Origin of the sequence: Bacteroides xylanisolvens (genome assembly GCF_018289135.1) — a bacterium.
In the GTDB taxonomy this organism is placed as follows: Bacteria; Bacteroidota; Bacteroidia; order Bacteroidales; family Bacteroidaceae; genus Bacteroides; species Bacteroides xylanisolvens.
The window spans coordinates 45,241-66,408 of the sequence record NZ_CP072216.1; the positions used below are offsets into that span (position 1 = coordinate 45,241).

A 21,168-nucleotide genomic window follows, 5' to 3' on the forward strand; every position below is an offset into this window, starting at 1 on the left:
GGATTTACGCGGTTTAAACTTTTGAGGGAACCGCGAACCCCGTGTAATCCGTGCCTTTTTTGTGCTCGTTTTTTTTGTTTATGGCCTTTGTTATCTGATTAAATTTCCATATCTTGCCAATCTTTATCAATTGGCTTTGCGAAATACTTCATTAACTAATACGAATCTATATTATGACTAAACAACTAGCCCAGTATTCAGTTCCCGCTGAAAATTCACGTGTTATCCGTGTTTTCCTTTCGTCAACGTTCAGAGACATGGAGATGGAACGTTCTGCATTAGTCAAACTCTTTAAGGGTTTGCAAGTGAAGGCTGCCAGCCGTGGTGCCACCATTTCATTGGTTGATTTGCGTTGGGGAATCACAGAAGAAGATGCGAAAAGCGGCAAGGTTGTTGAAATATGCCTGAAAGAGATCGTTAACTCCCGGCCTTTCTTCATTGGTATGGTAGGCGACCGCTATGGATGGTGTCCCAGTTATGAAGATTTATCTCAAACTCTCAATGACAGCTTGGAATATCGTTGGATAGAAGATGACTTGAATCACCATTTGAGTGTGACGGAAATTGAAATGCAGTTTGGTGTACTGCGCAATCCCAATCCGTTACATGCCTATTTTTATATAAAACGGTCGGCAGATGATGAACTGTCTTGCCCTGAAGAGGAGTCTCTTAAACTGAAACGTCTGAAAAAGAGTATTTTGCAGCAGGAACGTTATCCTGTGCAGGAGTATGATTCGCCCGATCAGTTGTGTAACCTTGTGGAAGCAGCTTTCACGGAATTGCTTGAACGGGAGTTTCCGGATGTACTGACCGTTGAAGATAATCAAGCATTGCAAGAACAGCTGACGCGCAATGAACTCTTATTCAATTATCATCCAATACCTGAAGCAGATCAGGCGTTTGCTGATTTTTTGGCGGCGGATGAACAGCGGTGCCTGGTGGTAACGGGCGGTTGCGGTCTTGGCAAGAGTGCTTTGTTGGCTCATTGGAGCGATTTGGTGAACAATGATATGCCGATGATTCCTATCTATCATCGCTTGGATAGTACTACATTGTCTTCTTATCCGGAAACGTTGGCGAGAATGTTAGCTTCCAAATGCCAGAACGCACTCAAGCATCAATCTTTGGGTGAGGAAAATTTGTTCGCGGCGGAAGTTTCAAAAGAACTGGACTCGACCCAAAGTACTGCCAAATCCATCATGGACACCGTGAAAAACTCGGTTTTGATGGGAGATGCTGGCTTGAACACTTTTTCAGGGAACACACTTCGAAACCTCAAGGAGATTGAAGAAGATTTGAATTCTATTCAAAAGTTCAGTCAGTTGTGGAGTGCGCTGGGTGCATCAAGATACCCTATCATTCTGTTGATTGATGACATTAGTTATCTGAATCCGACTGAAGCATCCCTGTTTTCTTTATTTGCATCTATTCCCCCGAACGTGAAAGTCGTGTTGAGCTTTTCGGCGTCATCCACTGCCTACCTGCCCTTTGTTCAGAATGGCTACGCTCATTTCCAGTTGAATGGCTTTTCGCAGGCGGATGCCAAGTTGTTCTCAAAGCAATATTTGTCTACTTACTCCAAGGCTTTGTCCGCACAACAGGAAGATATTCTTGCTTCGTGGGTGCTGGCTAAACAACCGCGCTGTTTAAGTGTATTGCTCAACGAGCTGGTTTCGTTCGGTCAGTACGATGCTCTCAATGAATATATGAGTGGATATTGCCGGCTCAATGAGGTTGGGCAATTCTATGACAGTGTGTTACGGCGTTTGTCGGCTGATTATGGTTTCGAAGAGATTGGAAGAACGCTTCTGATGCTTTCACTTACTTTAGAAGGATTTACCGAAGATGAAGTGAAGAGCATGGCAGACATTAATCAGATACTTTGGTCGCAGTTGAGAGTGGAAATGAGCAGCTGGCTCACCAACAAAGGAGGACGATATTGCATTGGTGACACACAAATGGTAGAGGCAATCGAACGCTATTTCGCTCAAGATGACGAATGTATAGATGATAGTCGCCATGAAATTATTTCCGCTCTGCTGGATGAGGAAGAGATCCTTTCCCATCCGTTGACTTTTGCCGATTATAACTATCGCATGAAACAGTTCTGCTACCATGATTCGTATCGCTATAAAGTGGAGATTACCTATCAATGCTATAAGATGCAAGAATGGGATATATTGAAGGATTGGATTTGTGATGTGGAGATTTTCGAGATTCTGTATCGCACGAATCGTTCTCTGTTGGAAGATAGCTGGAAGGCGATCATGAACGACAATCCTGAAGTTACGCCTGAAGTCTATGCCGAATTGGACTTTGATGAGATCGATTCTTTTTTAATTCCTGTCATTGCTAATGATATGGCTACTTTCTTGAGCAGTTCTTTCCATCTGACGAAGGCGGTGGCTGCTGTGAGTGAGAAGAGTATGGAAGGTGCTGCCATGCCACTCATTGCCAAGTCGGTATTGAAGATGAATGAGGGATGCCGCTATGCCCGTAATGAAGAATACGAAACGGCATGCGACTGTTTCTTGAAAGCATTGGTGATGCAGGAAAACATAGTACCGACTCCGGAACTGGAGATTGCCAACACCTGCCGAAATCTAGCTCTGGCATATTACTACAATGAGCAATACAATGAAGCAGTGACCTATTTGAATAGGGCGCTTGATTATCATGCGGCTTCTGCTGACGAGAAGAGTCAGGCAGAAGTCATTGAACTTTCCGAATATCTGGCTTATTGTGATTACTATAAGGATGAGGAAGAGAGTGCTGCCGAGAAATTCCGGAAAGTAGCTGAAATGCACGAGTCGTTGAATGGTAGGCTGTCCGGTGGAGTGGCTAAATGTTTGCGTATGCAGGGTAAATGTCTTTATTATATCAAACGATACGATGAAGCATGGATGCTGATGAATCAGGCGTTGGACATTGCTATACAGATAGACAGCAAAAAACAGATCGTCGCTTGTCATAAACAGTTGTATTATCTATGCAGGGAATTCAAACGGATGATGAATGAACGTGGCGATGAGCAGGCGTCTACTTTATTCTTCCGTGAGTCTCTTCTGCATGAAATGTATTTCAGCGAAAAACCGCGTCTGGCGGAACTGACTGTCCGCTACGAGGCATTGAGATGTGATATTATGCAGCAGTATTACATGAATAAAGACTATGATAACGTGATTCGTATTGCAACGTCTTTGGATTTTCACGATGATGCTGACCCTAATGCTTCCTGTCTGGTATATTATTACAAAGCACAGGCTTATGTGAAGTTGGAGAATTATCCAATGGCGAAAGAGGCTTTCTTCAGAGAGCTTGAACTGCGAAAGAAGTATTTGGGATGGGAGGAAGAAGATACGATTCTGGCTTGTCAGAACTTAGGGGTTTTGCACAGCTTTTGTAATGAACGGGAAGAGGCGTTGGCTTGTTTCCGTGAGGCGTACGGTCATGAAGTGAAAAAGAATGGCGAGGATTCTGAAATGGCGCAAAAGCTACTTCAATATATCAGCGTGGTTGAATCATAACGGAGGCATACTTCCCTTTTTTGTTAACTTTTACATTCCTGCTATACGGAAATCGACTTTATTTCCTTACATTTGCAGATATAAACTATCAACAGAAAGAAGAATGTCTAAATATCCCCTTTTAGGAATGACTCTTGTAGAGCTTCAATCATTGACAAAAAGACTGGGTATGCCCGGCTTTGCTGCCAAGCAGATTGCATCCTGGCTTTACGAAAAGAAGGTAGCCTCGATTGATGATATGACTAATTTGTCATTGAAACACCGGGAGTTGCTCAAGCAGAACTATGAGGTGGGAGCAGAAGCTCCGGTAGATGAAATGCGCTCTGTAGATGGTACGGTGAAGTATCTTTATAAAGTGGGTGAGAACCATTTTGTAGAGTCGGTTTATATACCGGATGATGACCGGGCAACGTTGTGCGTGTCGTCACAAGTAGGTTGCAAGATGAACTGTAAGTTCTGTATGACCGGTAAACAGGGGTATACCGCTAACCTGACCGCCAGCCAGATCATGAATCAGATTCATTCGCTGCCGGAACGGGACAAACTGACTAATGTCGTAATGATGGGAATGGGCGAGCCGCTCGATAACCTGGATGAGGTATTGAAGGCATTGGAACTACTGACCGCTACCTACGGTTACGCATGGAGTCCGAAGCGTATCACGCTTTCTACTGTCGGGCTACGGAAAGGATTGCAGCGTTTTATTGAAGAAAACGACTGCCACCTTGCCATCAGCCTTCACTCTCCGCTGACCGTTCAGCGTGCTGAATTAATGCCGGCGGAAAAGGCGTTTTCAATCACCGAAATGGTGGAACTGTTAAAAAACTATGATTTTAGTAAACAACGTCGACTTTCGTTTGAATATATTGTTTTTAAAGGGCTCAATGATTCGCAGGTCTATGCCAAAGAGTTGCTGAAACTTCTTCGCGGGCTGGATTGCAGGGTGAATCTGATTCGTTTTCATGCCATACCGGGGGTAGACCTTGAGGGGGCGGACATGGATACGATGACCCGTTTTCGTGATTATCTGACATCACACGGACTTTTCACCACTATCCGTTCATCCAGAGGCGAAGATATTTTTGCCGCTTGCGGTATGCTGTCGACAGCGAAACAGGAGAAAAATAATGAAAGTTAATATATAAAACCGAACATCATGAAAAAGTACTCTTTTATTTTATGCATCGCTTTGGTAGCCTTTGTCGTTGCATCTTGTGGTCTGAAAGGAAATCACACCTCTAGTGGTCGTGCTTACGAGCTTTTGGTTGTAGTAGATCACGGTGTTTGGGATCGTGCTGCCGGAAGGGCTTTACATGATGCGCTCGATGCTGATATGCCCGGTTTGCCGCAGTCGGAACCTTCTTTCCGGATTATGTATACTTCACCGAAAGATTATGATTCTACGCTGAAGTTGATACGTAACATTATTATTGTAGATATACAGGATATATATACGAAAGCCTCGTTCAAATATGCGAAGGACGTGTATGCCAATCCGCAGATGATATTGACTATCCAGGCTCCGAACGAAGAAGAGTTCGAGAAGTTTGTGGAAGAGAACAAAAAGACGATTGTCGACTTCTTTACCCGTGCGGAAATGAACCGTCAGATTACGTTCCTGGAAGGGAAACACAGTAACTTCATTTCGCAGAAAGTGGACAGTTTGTTCGGATGCGACATCTGGGTGGATGCCGAACTGGCTAATTCAAAGACCGGGGATGATTTCTTTTGGGCTTCTACCAACACAGGTAGTGCTGACCGTAACTTTGTGATGTACTCTTATCCGTACACTGACAAGGATACGTTTACCAAAGAATATTTTGTGCACAAACGTGACTCCGTGATGAAAGCCAATATCCCCGGATTCAAGGAAGGCGTTTATATGTCGACCGATAGTTTGCTGACCGATGTCCGTCCGATCAATGTACAGAACAGCTACACAATGGAAGCACGTGGCCTGTGGCGTATGAAGGGCGACTTTATGGGTGGCCCGTATGTATCTCATACTCGTCTGGACGAGAAAAACCAACGAATTATAACAGCAGAAATATTTGTTTATTCACCTGATAAAATGAAACGCAACCTGGTACGCCAGATGGAAGCATCTCTGTATACACTGAAACTTCCGAATGAAGTTCAGCAGAATCAGATTCCATTGGGAGAAGCATCTAAGGAAGCGGAACAAACTAATAAATAAAAACATGGAAGATAACAAGATAAGGATAGGTATCACCCAAGGAGATATTAATGGGGTGGGCTATGAGGTGATTCTTAAGACATTTTCCGACCCTACGATGTTGGAACTATGTACTCCGATCATTTATGGCTCACCGAAAGTAGCGGCTTATCATCGCAAAGCGCTGGATATACAGACCAATTTCAGCATTGTCAACTCTGCTACCGAAGCGGGGTACAACCGTTTGAGCGTGGTGAACTGTACGGATGATGAGGTGAAAGTGGAATTTTCCAAACCCGATCCCGAAGCCGGTAAAGCTGCGCTGGGGGCTTTGGAACGTGCCATCGAAGAATATCGCGAAGGGCTGATAGATGTTATCGTAACAGCTCCGATCAACAAACATACGATTCAGTCGGAAGAGTTCTCCTTCCCCGGACATACGGAATATATCGAAGAACGTCTGGGCAATGGTGATAAGTCATTGATGATTTTGATGAAGAATGACTTCCGGGTGGCTTTGGTGACGACACATATCCCTGTTAGAGAGATCGCGACTACGATTACCAAAGAACTGATTCAGGAGAAACTGATGATATTCCATCGTTGCCTGAAACAGGATTTCGGTATCGGCGCTCCGCGTATTGCGGTGCTCTCTCTCAATCCTCATGCCGGAGACGGTGGTTTGTTGGGAATGGAAGAGCAGGAAGTGATTATCCCTGCCATGAAAGAAATGGAAGAGAAAGGAATCCTTTGCTACGGCCCTTATGCGGCCGACGGCTTTATGGGTTCAGGCAATTATACTCATTTTGACGGTATCCTGGCGATGTATCACGATCAGGGGCTGGCTCCGTTCAAGGCCTTGGCTATGGAAGACGGGGTGAACTATACGGCAGGCCTGCCGGTAGTACGTACTTCTCCGGCTCATGGAACGGCATACGATATTGCAGGCAAGGGATTGGCTTGTGAAGATTCTTTCCGTCAGGCAATCTATGTTGCCATCGATGTGTTCCGTAATCGTCAGCGGGAAAAAGTGGCTCGTGCCAATCCGTTGCGTAAACAGTATTACGAGAAACGTGACGATAGTGATAAACTGAAGCTGGATACAGTAGACGAAGATTAAAAACGAGTGATGACGAGAGCAGAGATACAACAAGTGAAACAACGTTTCGGTATTATTGGAAATACTGAAGCATTGTCGCGCGCCATAGATGTTGCCATTCAGGTAGCTCCTACCGATTTGTCTGTGCTGATTACCGGAGAAAGTGGAGTCGGAAAAGAAAGTTTTCCGCAGATTATTCATCAATATAGCCGGAGGAAGCACGGACAGTATATTGCTGTCAACTGTGGTGCTATTCCGGAGGGCACGATTGATTCCGAACTGTTCGGGCATGAGAAGGGTGCGTTTACCGGTGCGATTGGCGAACGGAAAGGGTACTTTGGCGAAGCCGACGGTGGTACTATTTTCCTAGATGAAGTAGGGGAGTTGCCGATGCCTACCCAGGCGCGTTTGCTCCGTGTGTTGGAGAGTGGCGAGTTTATAAAAGTAGGTTCGTCCAAAGTGCAAAAGACGGATGTTCGTATTGTGGCAGCTACCAATGTCAATCTGACACAAGCGATTGCAGAAGGACGTTTCCGTGAAGATTTATATTACCGGTTGAATACGGTGCCTATCCAAATACCGCCTTTGCGTGAACGTGGTGACGATGTACTTTTGTTGTTCCGTAAGTTTTCCGCAGACTTTGCAGAGAAATACCGGATGCCTGCTATCCAGTTGACGGAGGATGCGAAGAAAGAGTTATTGGCTTACCCGTGGCCCGGAAACGTGCGTCAGTTGAAGAACATCACCGAGCAAATATCTATCATTGAAACCAACAGGGAGATCTCTGCTGCTATCTTGCAGAATTATCTTCCCGCACAAAATACGCAACGTCTTCCCGCGCTGATGGGAACGCGTGAGAGTAAAGGCTTTGAGAGCGAACGGGAGATTCTTTATTCTGTTCTGTTCGATATGCGCCAGGAAGTGGCGGAGCTGAAGAAGATGGTGCACAACCTGATGGCGGAACGTGCCGGACAGGTGGGACAGGTAGGACAAGTGGGAACGGTGGTTACTACTCCGGTAGTGACGACACACCAGCCTTCGGTACCTGCGATCATTCATACCATGCAGCCTGCGGTTTGCAAGGATGATGACGACATACAAGACACGGAAGAATATGTAGAAGAACCTCCTTTGTCACTGGACGAAGTGGAAAAAGAAATGATACGCAAAGCACTTGAAAGGCATCACGGAAAGCGGAAGAGTGCGGCCAAGGACTTGAATATTTCCGAGCGTACACTTTATAGAAAAATAAAAGAATATGAATTGGATTAAGAAAATAATACGCCCTTTGCTACTGTTCGGCTTGCCGTTGGTAGTCATTGCGTGCACTGTTTCCTATAAGTTTAACGGATCGTCTATCAATTATGATAAGGTAAAGACCATTTCGATAGCCGACTTCCCGATCAAGTCGGAGTATGTATATGCTCCGTTGGCAACCAAATTCAATGAGGACCTGAAAGATATCTTCATCCGGCAGACCCGTCTGCAACTGCTCAAGCCGAGTCAAAATGCCGACTTGCAGATTGACGGAGAAATCACAGGGTACAATCAGTACAACCAGGCAGTATCTGCCGACGGTTATTCTTCGGAGACGAAGTTGACTATCACCGTCAATGTGCGTTTTGTCAACAACACCAATCATGCCGAAGACTTTGAACAACAGTTTTCTGCGTTCCGTACCTACGACTCTACCCAGTTGTTGACTGCCGTACAGGACGGATTGATTGCTGAAATGTCTAAAGAGATCACCGACCAAATTTTTAATGCAACTGTAGCAAACTGGTAATATAAATGACTTCTGTTAACTTTCAACAATGGATTCAGCATCCCGAGACGCTGAATAGGGATACTTTGTACGAACTGCGCAATCTTCTTGCGAGGTATCCGTATTTTCAGTCACTTCGTCTGCTGTATCTGAAGAATCTGTATATTCTCCATGATATTAGTTTCGGTGGAGAACTGCGGAAAGCAGTTCTTTACATTGCAGACAGACGGCAGTTGTTCCGGTTGATTGAAGGTGACCGCTATGATGTGCAGGCACGGAAAAAGGGAATACCTCTTACGGAGGTGCTGAAAGACGAACCGTCCGTAGACCGCACATTAGCATTGATCGACGCTTTCTTGTCCACAGTACCCGAAGAGGTGACTGCCCGGACCAGTTTCGACTATTCGATGGATTACACTTCTTATCTTTTGGAGGAGACTCCAGCCACGGAACAGCCGGCCGAAGAAACGCCCAAACTCAAAGGCTTCGAACTGATTGACGACTTTATAGAAAAGAGCGAGAGCGACTCTCCCCTCTGCATGAAACCTTTAAGAGAAGAAATGCCATCTTCGCCAACCTCTTCGGACGAACTTACCGAAGAAGAAACGATGAAGGAAGAAGAGGAAGATGACAGCTGTTTTACGGAAACTTTGGCAAAAATCTATGTTAAACAGCAACGATATTCAAAAGCTCTTGAAATAATTAAAAAATTAAGCTTGAAATATCCAAAAAAAAATGCTTACTTTGCAGACCAAATCAGATTTTTGGAGAAATTGATTATTAACGCTAATTCAAAATAACTAAAAATGTACTTATTATTCGTTATCTTAATGGTTATTGCAGCCTTGTTGATGTGTTTCATCGTGCTGATTCAGAACTCAAAAGGAGGCGGACTTGCTTCTGGTTTCTCTTCATCTAACGCCATCATGGGCGTGCGCAAGACTACAGATTTTCTGGAAAAAGCAACATGGGGCTTAGCTATCTTCATGGTGGTAATGAGCATTGCTACTGCTTATGTAGTTCCTCGCTCTGCTGTTGCTAAAGACGCAGTGTTGGAACAGGCACAGAAAGAACAACAGACTAACCCGTATAACTTACCCGCAGGTACGGCTGCGCCGCAAACTGAAGCTCCTGCTACCAATGCACCTGCTACAGAAACTCCGGCACCGGCTGCTGAAACTCCTGCTCCTGCAGCAGAGTAATTCACTCTGTCGTCAGGTAAGACTTTGGGGTAAAACCATTAATGGGAAGGTGCAGACGGATGCTGCATTTCTTTGATATTTAAGTGCGGATTACGCAGATTACACGGATTTTCAATCTTCCGCGTGGTCAGTGTAATCCGCACTTAACTTTTTCTTGTAAAAACAATCTCTTTGTGATAGAAACAAACGAGATTTAACTACCTTTGTTGGTCGTATGAAGATTATTAACTACTATTTTTAAATATAACAATGACAGAACATTTGAAACAAAAATTGAATGACTCCGCCGTACTCCGATGGAGTGTTCTAGCATTAGTCGCATTTACTATGCTATGCGGCTATTTCCTCACCGACGTAATGTCTCCTCTAAAACCCATGCTTGAGAAAGAACTACTATGGGACAGTCTGGATTATGGTTTCTTCACAAGCGCTTACGGATGGTTTAATGTATTCCTATTGATGCTGATCTTCGGTGGTATCATTTTGGATAAGATGGGAGTTCGTTTCACCGGAATGGGAGCTTGCTTATTGATGGTGTTTGGTTGTGGATTGAAATACTATGCGATTTCTACTACTTTTCCGGAAGGTGCCATGCTCTTTGGATTCAAAACACAGGTAACCCTGGCCGCATTGGGGTATGCTATCTTCGGTGTAGGTGTGGAAATTGCCGGTATCACAGTTTCCAAGATTATCGTGAAATGGTTCAAGGGTAAGGAAATGGCATTAGCTATGGGACTTGAAATGGCTACGGCACGTATCGGAACAACTCTGGCAATGGTGCTTACGGTTCCTTTGGCCGACTTTTTCGGATCTACGGATGAGAGTGGCACATTCCATACCAATATTCCTGCTCCGATTTTGTTTTGTCTGATTATGTTGTGCGTGGGTACGATTGCTTTCTTCCTTTATACTTTCTATGATAAGAAGTTGGATGCTTCTTTGGATGCAGAGGGATTGGAACCGGAAGAGCCGTTCCGTATGAAAGATATTGTGTATATCATTACCAATAAAGGATTCTGGCTGATTGCATTACTATGTGTATTGTTCTACTCGGCTGTATTCCCCTTTATCAAGTATGCTGCCGACTTGATGGTGCAGAAGTATAATGTAGATCCGAAGTTGGCGGGAACGATTCCCGGATTGTTGCCGATTGGTGCGATTATCCTGACTCCGTTGTTCGGCTCGCTTTATGACCGTATCGGTAAGGGAGCCACATTGATGATAATCGGATCAGTGATGCTTATTTTTGTGCATACGATGTTTGCTCTGCCTATACTGAATATATGGTGGTTTGCTACTATTATCATGATTATATTGGGATTTGCCTTCTCGTTGGTGCCTTCAGCTATGTGGCCGTCTGTTCCGAAGATTATTCCGGAAAAACAGTTGGGTACTGCATACGCATTGATTTTCTGGGTACAGAACTGGGGATTGATGGGTGTTCCTTTGTTGATCGGATGGGTGTTGAATACTTATTGCAAAGGTCCGGTAGTAGACGGTGCACAGACTTATGACTACACGTTGCCGATGGCTATTTTTGCTCTCTTTGGTGTGCTTGCTCTGATTGTGGCTTTGATGTTGAAGGCAGAGAACAAGAAGAAGGGATACGGTCTGGAAGAGGCGAATATCCAAAAGTAACTAGGAAATTCAATACCTAAAGTGACAAAGGAATTTTGTATCAAGGTGTAAACAGAAGAGTATCAGTATAAATACTCTGAAATAAAAAATAAGAAGTATGGCTGCCAAAGAGAAAATCAACCTGTTAGAGGTCATTCCCTGTCGCAGTGAACATATTACAGCAGAAAGGGAAGGGGAGACAATTGTGCTCTCCTTTCCCCGTTTTAAATATCCGTGGATGCAACGCTTCCTTGTGCCGAAAGGAATGTCGAAAGAACTTCATGTGAAATTGGAAGAACACGGTACGGCTGTATGGGAACTGATAGATGGAAAACGCAATGTTCGTGAGATTATAGAAAAACTCGCAGACCACTTTCAAAATGAAGAGGGCTACGAGTCGCGTGTATCGGCTTATCTTTCTCAAATGCAGAAAGATGGACTTATAAAACTGGTGATACCAGTCGTATAAATAGGAACTTATTATTATTTATTTGATAAATACAGCCCAAAGTATGACGGCAATTGCTATCAGGACCCCCATGATAATAAGCGTTCCCCAAACAAAATAATTGCTGTCTTTCTCTTTCTTTTTCTCCGAGTCGTGGATGATACGTTCCATTTCTTCGGGGGTGGTGTTGGGTAGTGGATAAGGTTCGTTTGCACGGTTTAAATGCTTCAACTTATCGTTAGCACGTTCACGACGTAGGCGGGAAGCTTCCCGTCCCTCTTTTATTCGGCGTATCATGTCGAATGCATGTCCTTCACCAACCATATTCTTTGTTTTTTAGAAGTTCACTTCCTCATTTTTCTATTTCCCTTCTTCTCTGTCCACTTTGAGCAATCCTCCCGTATTCGGATCAAAATAAACTTTGATGGTAGAATTCTTGTTGAACAAAACCGGAGCCAGATATTCTATCACACCAAATTGAGTAATAGGAAGCTCACCTTCGTAAAGTTTCTTTTTACCGTCAGTCAGTGTAACCATAGCTTGTCCGGGTACGTTGTAGGCGATTCCATCCAAATCTTTCTTCTTCTTATCGTCTTCCTGTGGTATCTTGACCGATTTCAGGTCTTTCAGACTGATATAAAACGGAGTTCCTGCCAAATCATTGTTGGCAACTACACCTAACTTCTTCGAGAAGCGGAAAGCAACTTCATTGTTGAATTCCTTGTCAGGGGTAAGGCGGACAGTGAATGTTCTCTCTTCTTTGTTGCAGGTGCCGGAGAACATTTGCGTCATGGCTTCTTCCTGTGCATTCAGATTGTCGAGCATAATTTTAAGCTGTGCCCCATCTGAAGGCATATTATCAGCTTGTCCGCGCAATAAGGCATTTTTGCTTTCGCGGATATTATAGATTTCTTTAGCCACCAGCTCGGCCATCTTAGCGGTAGAGCTAGCCATCAGAATCTCTTCGGTCAGGAATTCGCGAGGATTCGCTTTCTTTTGGAGGACTGCGGGGGCGGGAGCAACTTTTTTGCCTGCACTGCTATTGCTGTAAGGAACATTGATCGTTTTCACAATGCCATCCTCTGTCAGTTCCATGAGCGGTGCTACTGTCTTATCCTTCAATTTTACGAAATACGTAGTTTCGCTGTTGGGCACACCTACGGATTTCACTTTTACGCTAGCCAGTTCCCAGTACTCTTCAGGGTCGGCGGAGACGTTGGTCAGTCGCAGGTAACGATCAGCATATTTGCTGAATTCTCCGGGAGTATAGTTGACTTTGTTGGCTTTTATTTCAAGTTCTATTTGGGTTTTGGGAAGACTGTAAACCACTCCATAGTCTTTTCCTCGGGTAACCCCTGTCAGTACTTCGGTTTGTGCATAGGCGGACGTTGTCATAAGTAGTCCTGCTGCTATAATCAACTTTTTCATATTCGGTTCTTTTTAACTGGTTTTGAAAACAAAGTTAATGAAGTTATTGAAAAAAGGGTAACTTCTTAACTTTTATTCGCTTACAAGTCGCCATGCTGTCGGCAGACAGGTGATAATATCGCTTGCGATCATTCCGATCATTCCTTGCTTCTTTTGAGCGACATCGCCCGCCAGTCCGTGAATGTAAGTGCCGATTTTTGCGGCTTCCTCGGTTGGGTAACCTTGGGCAAGTAGTGCCAGGATTACTCCGGTCAGTACGTCACCGCTACCTCCGGTTGCCATTCCCGGATTTCCGGTTGGGTTGAAGAAACATTTACCTTCGGGGGTGATGATGGCGGAGTAGGCTCCTTTTAAAATAATGTGAACATGGGCGGCACGGGCCAGTTCGCAAGCCTTCATCAGACGTTCGTAAGAGTCCTGGCATTTGCCGGTCAGACGTTCCAGTTCTTTCGGATGCGGGGTGAGGATGGAACCCTTCGGCAGGTGGGTAAGGGCATGGCGGTGGTTGGCAAGGATATTAAGTGCGTCGGCATCCACCACAACAGGAGTCTGGCAGTGTTCCAGTTGTTCCAACAAGGCAGCTTCCGTTTCCTCGTTTCGTCCCAGTCCCGGACCGATGCCGACTGCTTGATAGTCGTCCGTGTCGGTAGGTACGGCAAAACAGGTTTCGTTGATGTCGGTTTCTACGATTGCTTCGGGTATGGAGGTTTGCAAGATGTCGTTGTTGCACATTGGCGCATGGACAGTCAGTAACCCTACTCCCGAACGGAGGCAGGCGCGGGCAGCAAGAACAGAGGCTCCTGCCATTCCTTTTGAACCGGCAATCAATAGTGCATGGCCGAAGTTCCCCTTGTGGGCAAACTGTTTGCGTGGCTTGATGAGTGAACGGATTTGCTCTATTTCCAACATTTCGTAGTTCGTTTCCATCTCTTCAATACCGTCTTCGCTTAATTGGATGTCCAGCACTTCCCATTCTCCGACAAATTCCGTGTTCTCTGCGAAAAGAAAGGCGAGCTTCGGCAGTTGCAGACTGAAAGTTACGTCGGCACGGATAATATTAGCTTTTACGTTGAATGTATTTTCTTCTCCCATCAGTCCGGAAGGAATGTCGATGGCTACTACCATAGTAGGGGAGGAATTGATGTATTTTACTACGGCAGCGAATCCGCCGCTCAACGGTTTGTTCAGGCCTGAACCGAATAATCCGTCGATTACCAGATGGTCGGGCGTCAGGGCGGGAGGTACGAATTGGGTACTGATCTCGTGGAATTTTACTTCTTCCATCATTTCTACCAGTTCTTTATTGGTCTGGCAGTCGGGTGAAAGTTCTCCTTTCGTGTTGAAGAGAAATACCTCGATTTTATATCCTTTTTCAGCCATCATGCGGGCTACGGCGAGAGCGTCTCCGCCATTATTCCCCGGTCCGGCAAAGATAGTGACCGGCGTTTCCGTATTCCATCTGTCTGTGATGGCTTTTGTTAATACGGTTGCTGCACGTTCCATCAGATCGATTGATGCAATAGGTTCGTTCTCAATGGTATAAGCGTCCAATTTCTTGATACTGCTGCTTGGAAATATTTTCATTGCGATGTTCTTTTAGTTTTCGGATTACAAATGTACATGATTCTTCTGACTTTTCCCGTTTGTTGTGGGAAGAAAACCATAATTGCAACTTTTAATTCATCATTAGTTCTATCTTTTGGTCAGAGAAATATCTGTTTTTGAACTATTAAGTGTTAGAATAACTCCGCCAAAAAATAATTCAATGCAGCACCATTATGAACTTACTTTTATTTCTCCTGAAAAAGATTTCTTCATTTCATTTCTCATATTCTCATTGTTTTTCGATAAACGAAAGCTAATCAAATAGATATCTTATGAGAAACACTTTTTCGAAACGGTATTTCTCATAAGTTCTCCCATATTTTGGCTCAAAAGCCACCTTATTCTCATAGTATTTCAGGGTATTTCTCATAGTCAAAAGCCATTTGTTCTTCCTTTTTTCTTTCAGCCTGCCTTATTTTTATCAGGAAATGAAGCTACTATTTAGATAAAATAGTGGCTTTTTGCTTGAAGATGCTCATTGGTCTCGATTGTCCCATATATTGTGGGAAAGTTTTCCTTCAATATACAGGAATACTTTCCCACAAAATAAGGGAATACTTTCCCAAGCCTTAGGGAATCTTTTCCCACAATATGTGGAACTAAGACACTGTGTATGGAAGCAAGCAAAAGGAATACATAGTTTTATTTATTCAATGTCAGCTTCCGGCACACTACACTATGAGAAATGAAGCAAAATCCGGGTTATTTTGCGAAGAAACTATGAGAAATGCCTGTTTTTAAATCATTTCTCATAGTCTATCTTATTAGTTTACTGCCACTTGTTTCTTATTTATGAGAATATGAGAAATGAAAAATCTTTTTCTGTAGAGGCGCGGATGGAAATTGTGTTTAGTTTATCGCCATACCTTCTTAAACAAATTTTTAATGCGGTTCCCCTTATTAAGCCTTTGATTATTTGCCGTTTCCGATAAAAATGTTATCTTTGGAGATAGATAATGTGCATCACATTATTTTCCAGTGCTCACAATGAAAATGAATTAAAATCTAAATAACGGATTGTTTAATCTTCTAAAGTTTGCATGATGGAAAAGACAAAAATTGGCTTGAATGCCGGGAAAGTATGGCGCATCTTAAATGAAAAAGGTGAACTTTCAATGTTCGATTTGTGCCGTGAATTAAGTTTGACGTTTGAAGACGTAGCTCTTGCTATTGGTTGGCTGGCCCGAGAAGACAAAATCTTTTTGAGGAAAAGAGAAGGAATGCTTTTTGCCAGTATCGAAAATGTCGAATTTACTTTTGGCTAAGGTGGTAGCTAACCTACATTTAAGATGGATCTCCACTTTATTATTTACACTGCTAAAAAAGTAATGAAGTGGATCAGTAGGATTTTTTATGCTCGTTTTTACTATTCCCCCTATTATTCTGTTTGATAAGAGAAGCATCTAATCTACTTTTTCTGTACCTTTGCACCCCATAAACTACTAAACACATAAATTCATGAGTGCATTGAAAGGGCATCCGAAAGGCCTTTATCTGATTTTCGCGACAAGCACGGCAGAACGTTTCAGTTATTACGGTATGCGTGCGATCTTTATTCTTTTCCTGACGCAGGCATTATTGTTTGACAAAGAAGCGGCAGCATCCATCTACGGCAGCTATACCGGACTAGTTTATTTAACCCCGTTGATTGGCGGATACATTGCCGATAAATATTGGGGAATCCGTCGTTCCGTGTTTTGGGGAGCGGTGATGATGGCAGTCGGGCAATTCCTGATGTTTATGAGTGCCTCCACTTTAGATAATACAAACCTTGCCCACTGGATGATGTATGGCGGACTAGGCTTCCTGATCTTGGGCAATGGTTGCTTCAAACCCACTGTCTCTTCTCTGGTAGGTCAGCTCTACGAACCCGGAGACAGGCGGTTGGATGCTGCATACACCATTTTTTATATGGGAGTGAATGTAGGCTCTTTTGCTGCTCCTTTGATTTGTGGTTATCTGGGTGATACCGGTGATCCGCATGACTTTAAATGGGGATTTCTTGCAGCCGGAATCATGACACTGTTCACCGTTGTTCTTTTCGAGACTCAAAAGAATAAATATCTTTTTTCTCCTTCCGGAGAACCGATTGGTATTATCCCCGATGCTAAACGTGAAAAGAAAGAAGACAAGGCCGACCATATCTCACACCCGAAGATGGACAAACGTACCAAAGTACGTAATACCCTTGTAATCACAATTCTTACCATTGCTTTAATAGCCTTCTTTAACTATGCATTTGAAGGCGATTGGGTGAGTATCGGTATTTTTACCGCCTGCATTGTTTTCCCTGTTCTGATCTTGTTAGACGGTTCATTGACAAAAATAGAACGCAGCCGTATTTTCGTTATCTATATAGTAGCCTTCTTTGTCATCTTCTTCTGGGCAGCCTACGAACAGGCGGGAGCTTCTTTAACTCTCTTTGCGTCCGAACAGACGAATCGTGACATTTTCGGTTGGGAAATGCCGGCTTCATGGTTTCAATCCTTCAATCCACTGTTTGTAGTTGTCCTGGCATATATCATGCCGGGTGTATGGGGTTTCCTGAACAAGCGAAAGATGGAACCTGCTTCTCCTACCAAACAAGCGATTGGTCTGTTACTCCTTTCTTTAGGTTATCTTTTCATCTGTTTCGGAGTGAAAGATGCAGTTCCCGGAGTGAAAGTGAGCATGATTTGGTTGACAGGACTTTACTTTATTCATACCATGGGTGAAATAGCTTTGTCGCCTATCGGACTTTCAATGGTAAATAAATTGAGTCCGCTGCGTTTCGCCTCCCTGATGATGGGAATCTGGTATCTGTCTACTGCCACAGCCAATAAATTTGCGGGAATGTTGAGCGGGCTCTATCCGGAAGCCGGAAAAGTGAAGTCAATCTTTGGTTATCAGATTGCTACCATGTATGATTTCTTTATGGTATTCGTCGTGATGTCCGGTGTTGCTTCGTTGATTCTGTTCCTTCTCTCGAAGAAATTACAGAAGATGATGCACGGGGTAGAATAAAAAATCGTATTTTTGCAAGGTTATTTTTAAATTACCGGTTATGGATACCATTCAGATAAAAGACAAATTGTTTACCGTTTCCATTAAGGAACAAGAAATTCAGAAAGAAGTGATTCGCGTAGCGAACGAAATCAACCGCGATTTGGCAGGTAAGAATCCGCTTTTCCTTAGTGTGTTGAACGGTTCGTTCATGTTTACCGCTGATTTACTGAAGCACATCACCATCCCTTGTGAAATCTCATTTGTGAAGTTGGCGTCTTATCAGGGCATCACTTCCACCGGAGTGATTAAAGAGGTAATCGGCCTGAATGAAGACATTGCCGGACGTACCATTGTGATCGTGGAAGATATCGTAGACACAGGACTGACGATGCAGCGACTGCTCGAAACATTAGGTACACGCAATCCTGAAGCTATTCATATCGCTTCTCTGTTGGTAAAACCTGAAAAGCTCAAGGTAAACCTCAACATTGAATATGTAGCGATGGAAATCCCGAACGACTTTATCGTAGGTTACGGACTGGATTATGATGGTTTCGGACGTAATTATCCCGATATTTATACAGTAGTAGATTAATATTAAATAGGTACCAGTTTAAATGGTAAATAGTAAATCGTTAAATTGTAAATAACAAAATGTTGAACATCGTAATTTTCGGTGCTCCGGGTTCAGGAAAAGGAACACAGAGCGAACGTATCGTAGAAAAGTATGGAATCAATCACATCTCGACAGGAGATGTATTGCGTGCTGAAATCAAGAATGGCACAGAACTGGGTAAAACAGCTAAAGGTTATATCGACCAAGGTCAATTGATTCCTGATGAATTAATGATTGATATTCTGGCAAGCGTATTCGACAGCTTCAAAGATAGCAAAGGGGTAATTTTCGACGGTTTCCCAAGAACAATTGCACAAGCAGAAGCATTAAAGAAAATGTTGGCAGAAAGAGGACAGGACGTTTCTGTAATGGTTGACTTGGATGTTCCGGAAGAAGAACTGATGGTACGTCTCATTAAACGTGGCAAGGATTCCGGTCGTGCTGATGATAACGAAGAAACAATCAAGAAACGTCTGCATGTATATCATTCACAGACTGCTCCACTGATCGACTGGTACAAGAACGAAAAGAAATACCAACACATCAACGGCTTGGGTACTATGGAAGGTATCTTCGCTGAAATCTGCGAAGCAGTAGATAAATTGTAATAATACGATATTATAAATAAATAAGTCAGTAGCCGGAGTGTTTTAATTAACTGCTCTAACTACTGACTACTTTAACTCTTTAAAAAAATATGGCTGAATCGAATTTTGTTGATTACGTAAAGATATACTGTCGCTCGGGCAAGGGCGGAAGAGGCTCTACGCACATGAGGCGCGAGAAATATTGTCCTAACGGAGGTCCTGATGGGGGCGATGGTGGAAGAGGAGGTCATATCATCTTGCGCGGTAACCGTAATTACTGGACATTGCTGCACTTGAAGTATGACCGTCATGCAATGGCCGGTCATGGTGAATCGGGGAGCAAAGGACGTAGTTTCGGAAAAGACGGTGCGGATAAAATAATAGAAGTACCCTGCGGAACGGTAGTTTATAATGCCGAGACAGGGGAGTATCTTTGTGACGTAACAGAAGACGGACAGGAAGTGGTCTTGCTCAAAGGCGGCCGCGGCGGTCAGGGTAACTGGCATTTCAAGACGGCCACCCGTCAGGCTCCGCGTTTTGCGCAGCCGGGAGAGCCGATGCAGGAAATGACCGTTATCATGGAGCTGAAACTGCTTGCCGATGTCGGTCTGGTAGGTTTACCGAATGCGGGAAAGTCAACTTTGCTTTCTTCCATTTCGGCTGCCAAACCGAAAATTGCCGATTACCCGTTTACTACGCTCGAACCCAACTTGGGCATCGTTTCCTATCACGGTGGAAAATCCTTTGTGATGGCGGACATACCGGGTATTATCGAAGGTGCCAGCCAGGGGAAAGGTTTGGGACTGCGTTTCTTGCGTCATATCGAACGTAATTCATTACTGCTGTTTATGGTTCCGGCAGACAGCGACGACATTCGTAAAGAATACGAAGTCTTGCTGAACGAACTGCGTACCTTCAATCCTGAAATGTTGGACAAGCAACGTGTGTTGGCTGTCACCAAGAGCGATATGCTCGATCAGGAGTTGATGGACGAGATTGAACCTACATTGCCGGAAGGCATTCCACATGTATTCATATCTTCTGTTTCCGGTTTGGGCATCTCGGTGTTGAAAGACATCCTTTGGGAAGAACTGAACAAGGAAAGCAATAAGATAGAGGACATCGTTCACCGTCCGAAAGACGTGACCCGTCTGCAACAGGAACTCAAAGACATGGGCGAAGATGAAGACATCGTTTATGAATATGAGGAAGATGTCGACGATGACGATGATATCGATTATGAATACGAAGAAGAAGATTGGGAAGAAAAATGATTTCACTTACAAAATATAACGAGTTGAAGGGATATAAGTCACTGGAGGCATATCCCGAAGTAGCTCATTTTGTAACTACGCGTCACGAAGGTATAAGCACCGGAGCTTACAGCTCTTTCAACTGTTCGCCTTATACCAACGACTCATGCATGAACGTCAATCGTAATCAGAGCTGGTTGTTTCAGTGCATGAATCATCAGATAAAGGAATTATTTATTCCTGAACAGAATCATGGCTGTGCCAGTCTGATTATCAATGAATCATTTTTTAAAGAATCATTGGAAATGAGACGGCTACTTCTGCGAGGAATGGATGCCTTGATAACTAATGTGCCGGGATATTGCGTTTGTGTCACGACGGCGGATTGTGTTCCTGTATTGCTGTACGACAAAAAACAACACGTTGTGGCTGCCGTTCATGCCGGATGGAAGGGAACGGTGAAGCATATTGTCAGTAATGTGATGGACCACTTGAATAAGATGTTCGGGACGCAAGGCGAAGATGTGATAGCTTGCATCGGGCCGAGCATTTCGCTCGAATCATTTGAAGTAGGTGATGAGGTGTATGATGCTTTTGAAGAAAGCGGCTTCGATATGTCTCTTATTTCTATGAAAAAGAAAGAAACAGGCAAATATCATATTGATTTGTGGGAAGCTAACCGGATTGAATTACTGAATCTCGGAGTGCCTGCAGAACAGATAGAAGTGGCCGGAATCTGTACCTATATTCATCATGATGAATTCTTCTCTGCACGTAGACTGGGAATAGATTCCGGTCGTACATTGTCGGGAATAATGATTAGAAAGTAATAATTGGTGTCCGTAATCGCAGGACGCTGA

General features: G+C 43.8%; 19 protein-coding genes. 16 read left to right on the plus strand and 3 right to left on the minus strand.

Annotation, left to right across the window (positions count from 1 at the left end; translation table 11 throughout):
- Positions 1 to 173: 173 nt before the first annotated feature.
- The 10 genes from INE92_RS00165 to INE92_RS00210 all read left to right on the plus strand — a co-directional run bounded on the left by INE92_RS00165 (position 174) and on the right by INE92_RS00210 (position 11,855).
- Positions 174 to 3,527 (plus strand): DUF4062 domain-containing protein, encoded by a 3,354-nt coding sequence (locus INE92_RS00165; protein WP_211421277.1) that lies wholly within the window; start codon positions 174 to 176, stop codon positions 3,525 to 3,527.
- Between the two features lie 103 nt (positions 3,528 to 3,630).
- On the plus strand, positions 3,631 to 4,665 hold the full coding sequence (gene rlmN / locus INE92_RS00170) for a 23S rRNA (adenine(2503)-C(2))-methyltransferase RlmN (RefSeq protein WP_008017001.1): 1,035 nt from the start codon (positions 3,631 to 3,633) through the stop codon (positions 4,663 to 4,665).
- Positions 4,666 to 4,683: 18 nt separating this feature from the next.
- Complete coding sequence (locus INE92_RS00175; RefSeq protein WP_004301885.1) at positions 4,684 to 5,724, plus strand: DUF4837 family protein; 1,041 nt, start codon at positions 4,684 to 4,686, stop codon at positions 5,722 to 5,724.
- Positions 5,725 to 5,728: 4 nt separating this feature from the next.
- The gene (gene pdxA / locus INE92_RS00180) at positions 5,729 to 6,823 is read left to right on the plus strand and encodes a 4-hydroxythreonine-4-phosphate dehydrogenase PdxA (protein ID WP_004301886.1); all 1,095 of its coding nucleotides are present in this window, start codon (positions 5,729 to 5,731) and stop codon (positions 6,821 to 6,823) included.
- Positions 6,824 to 6,832: 9 nt separating this feature from the next.
- A complete protein-coding gene (locus INE92_RS00185; protein WP_004304664.1) occupies positions 6,833 to 8,074 on the plus strand; it encodes a sigma-54 interaction domain-containing protein in 1,242 nt (413 codons plus the stop codon).
- The gene (gene lptE, locus INE92_RS00190; RefSeq protein WP_004301888.1) at positions 8,061 to 8,588 is read left to right on the plus strand and encodes an LPS assembly lipoprotein LptE; all 528 of its coding nucleotides are present in this window, start codon (positions 8,061 to 8,063) and stop codon (positions 8,586 to 8,588) included. Before INE92_RS00185 ends, lptE begins: the two co-directional genes overlap by 14 nt.
- Positions 8,589 to 8,593: 5 nt before the next feature.
- Complete coding sequence (locus INE92_RS00195) at positions 8,594 to 9,367, plus strand: tetratricopeptide repeat protein (protein ID WP_151921412.1); 774 nt, start codon at positions 8,594 to 8,596, stop codon at positions 9,365 to 9,367.
- Between the two features lie 6 nt (positions 9,368 to 9,373).
- Complete coding sequence (gene secG, locus INE92_RS00200; protein WP_008020992.1) at positions 9,374 to 9,769, plus strand: preprotein translocase subunit SecG; 396 nt, start codon at positions 9,374 to 9,376, stop codon at positions 9,767 to 9,769.
- Positions 9,770 to 10,018: 249 nt separating this feature from the next.
- Entirely contained in the window at positions 10,019 to 11,407 is a 1,389-nt protein-coding gene (locus INE92_RS00205; RefSeq protein WP_004309797.1) for an MFS transporter, read from the plus strand.
- 97 nt (positions 11,408 to 11,504) lie between these two features.
- Positions 11,505 to 11,855, plus strand: a complete 351-nt coding sequence (locus INE92_RS00210) for a PqqD family protein (protein ID WP_151921413.1) — start codon at positions 11,505 to 11,507, stop codon at positions 11,853 to 11,855.
- An 18-nt stretch (positions 11,856 to 11,873) separates the two neighbouring features.
- Here INE92_RS00210 and INE92_RS00215 read toward each other — a convergent pair whose 3' ends face one another.
- The 3 genes from INE92_RS00215 to INE92_RS00225 all read right to left on the minus strand — a co-directional run bounded on the left by INE92_RS00215 (position 11,874) and on the right by INE92_RS00225 (position 14,846).
- Entirely contained in the window at positions 11,874 to 12,158 is a 285-nt protein-coding gene (locus tag INE92_RS00215; protein ID WP_004301893.1) for a hypothetical protein, read from the minus strand.
- 36 nt (positions 12,159 to 12,194) lie between these two features.
- The gene (locus tag INE92_RS00220) at positions 12,195 to 13,262 is read right to left on the minus strand and encodes a DUF4831 family protein (protein WP_151921415.1); all 1,068 of its coding nucleotides are present in this window, start codon (positions 13,260 to 13,262) and stop codon (positions 12,195 to 12,197) included.
- Positions 13,263 to 13,334: 72 nt separating this feature from the next.
- Complete coding sequence (locus INE92_RS00225; RefSeq protein ID WP_151921416.1) at positions 13,335 to 14,846, minus strand: NAD(P)H-hydrate dehydratase; 1,512 nt, start codon at positions 14,844 to 14,846, stop codon at positions 13,335 to 13,337.
- 1,061 nt (positions 14,847 to 15,907) lie between these two features.
- Between INE92_RS00225 and INE92_RS00230 the strand changes: the two genes are divergently transcribed.
- The 6 genes from INE92_RS00230 (at position 15,908) to pgeF (ending at position 21,138) form a co-directional block, all read left to right on the plus strand.
- Positions 15,908 to 16,132 (plus strand): winged helix-turn-helix domain-containing protein, encoded by a 225-nt coding sequence (locus INE92_RS00230; RefSeq protein ID WP_004301899.1) that lies wholly within the window; start codon positions 15,908 to 15,910, stop codon positions 16,130 to 16,132.
- Positions 16,133 to 16,325: 193 nt separating this feature from the next.
- On the plus strand, positions 16,326 to 17,870 hold the full coding sequence (locus INE92_RS00235) for a peptide MFS transporter (protein WP_004325025.1): 1,545 nt from the start codon (positions 16,326 to 16,328) through the stop codon (positions 17,868 to 17,870).
- 40 nt (positions 17,871 to 17,910) lie between these two features.
- Entirely contained in the window at positions 17,911 to 18,447 is a 537-nt protein-coding gene (gene hpt / locus INE92_RS00240; protein ID WP_004308350.1) for a hypoxanthine phosphoribosyltransferase, read from the plus strand.
- A 59-nt stretch (positions 18,448 to 18,506) separates the two neighbouring features.
- Positions 18,507 to 19,076, plus strand: a complete 570-nt coding sequence (locus INE92_RS00245) for an adenylate kinase (protein WP_004301902.1) — start codon at positions 18,507 to 18,509, stop codon at positions 19,074 to 19,076.
- An 89-nt stretch (positions 19,077 to 19,165) separates the two neighbouring features.
- Positions 19,166 to 20,329 carry a GTPase ObgE gene (gene obgE / locus INE92_RS00250; RefSeq protein WP_149942561.1) on the plus strand — a complete coding sequence of 388 codons (1,164 nt, stop codon included), beginning with the start codon at positions 19,166 to 19,168 and terminating at the stop codon, positions 20,327 to 20,329.
- The gene (gene pgeF / locus INE92_RS00255) at positions 20,326 to 21,138 is read left to right on the plus strand and encodes a peptidoglycan editing factor PgeF (protein WP_151921417.1); all 813 of its coding nucleotides are present in this window, start codon (positions 20,326 to 20,328) and stop codon (positions 21,136 to 21,138) included. The genes obgE and pgeF overlap by 4 nt, the downstream gene beginning before the upstream one ends.
- The last annotated feature ends 30 nt before the right edge of the window (positions 21,139 to 21,168 follow it).

Coding starts and splice junctions, on each gene's coding strand:
- INE92_RS00185 (WP_004304664.1), top strand. CDS start 6,833: ATGACGAGAGCAGAGATACAACAAGTGAAACAACGTTTCGGTATTATT.
- INE92_RS00230 (WP_004301899.1), top strand. CDS start 15,908: ATGATGGAAAAGACAAAAATTGGCTTGAATGCCGGGAAAGTATGGCGC.
- INE92_RS00205 (WP_004309797.1), top strand. CDS start 10,019: ATGACAGAACATTTGAAACAAAAATTGAATGACTCCGCCGTACTCCGA.
- INE92_RS00225 (WP_151921416.1), bottom strand. CDS start 14,846: ATGAAAATATTTCCAAGCAGCAGTATCAAGAAATTGGACGCTTATACC.
- INE92_RS00245 (WP_004301902.1), top strand. CDS start 18,507: ATGTTGAACATCGTAATTTTCGGTGCTCCGGGTTCAGGAAAAGGAACA.
- INE92_RS00215 (WP_004301893.1), bottom strand. CDS start 12,158: ATGGTTGGTGAAGGACATGCATTCGACATGATACGCCGAATAAAAGAG.
- hpt (WP_004308350.1), top strand. CDS start 17,911: ATGGATACCATTCAGATAAAAGACAAATTGTTTACCGTTTCCATTAAG.
- obgE (WP_149942561.1), top strand. CDS start 19,166: ATGGCTGAATCGAATTTTGTTGATTACGTAAAGATATACTGTCGCTCG.
- rlmN (WP_008017001.1), top strand. CDS start 3,631: ATGTCTAAATATCCCCTTTTAGGAATGACTCTTGTAGAGCTTCAATCA.
- pgeF (WP_151921417.1), top strand. CDS start 20,326: ATGATTTCACTTACAAAATATAACGAGTTGAAGGGATATAAGTCACTG.
- INE92_RS00165 (WP_211421277.1), top strand. CDS start 174: ATGACTAAACAACTAGCCCAGTATTCAGTTCCCGCTGAAAATTCACGT.
- lptE (WP_004301888.1), top strand. CDS start 8,061: ATGAATTGGATTAAGAAAATAATACGCCCTTTGCTACTGTTCGGCTTG.
- INE92_RS00195 (WP_151921412.1), top strand. CDS start 8,594: ATGACTTCTGTTAACTTTCAACAATGGATTCAGCATCCCGAGACGCTG.
- INE92_RS00175 (WP_004301885.1), top strand. CDS start 4,684: ATGAAAAAGTACTCTTTTATTTTATGCATCGCTTTGGTAGCCTTTGTC.
- pdxA (WP_004301886.1), top strand. CDS start 5,729: ATGGAAGATAACAAGATAAGGATAGGTATCACCCAAGGAGATATTAAT.
- INE92_RS00220 (WP_151921415.1), bottom strand. CDS start 13,262: ATGAAAAAGTTGATTATAGCAGCAGGACTACTTATGACAACGTCCGCC.
- secG (WP_008020992.1), top strand. CDS start 9,374: ATGTACTTATTATTCGTTATCTTAATGGTTATTGCAGCCTTGTTGATG.
- INE92_RS00235 (WP_004325025.1), top strand. CDS start 16,326: ATGAGTGCATTGAAAGGGCATCCGAAAGGCCTTTATCTGATTTTCGCG.
- INE92_RS00210 (WP_151921413.1), top strand. CDS start 11,505: ATGGCTGCCAAAGAGAAAATCAACCTGTTAGAGGTCATTCCCTGTCGC.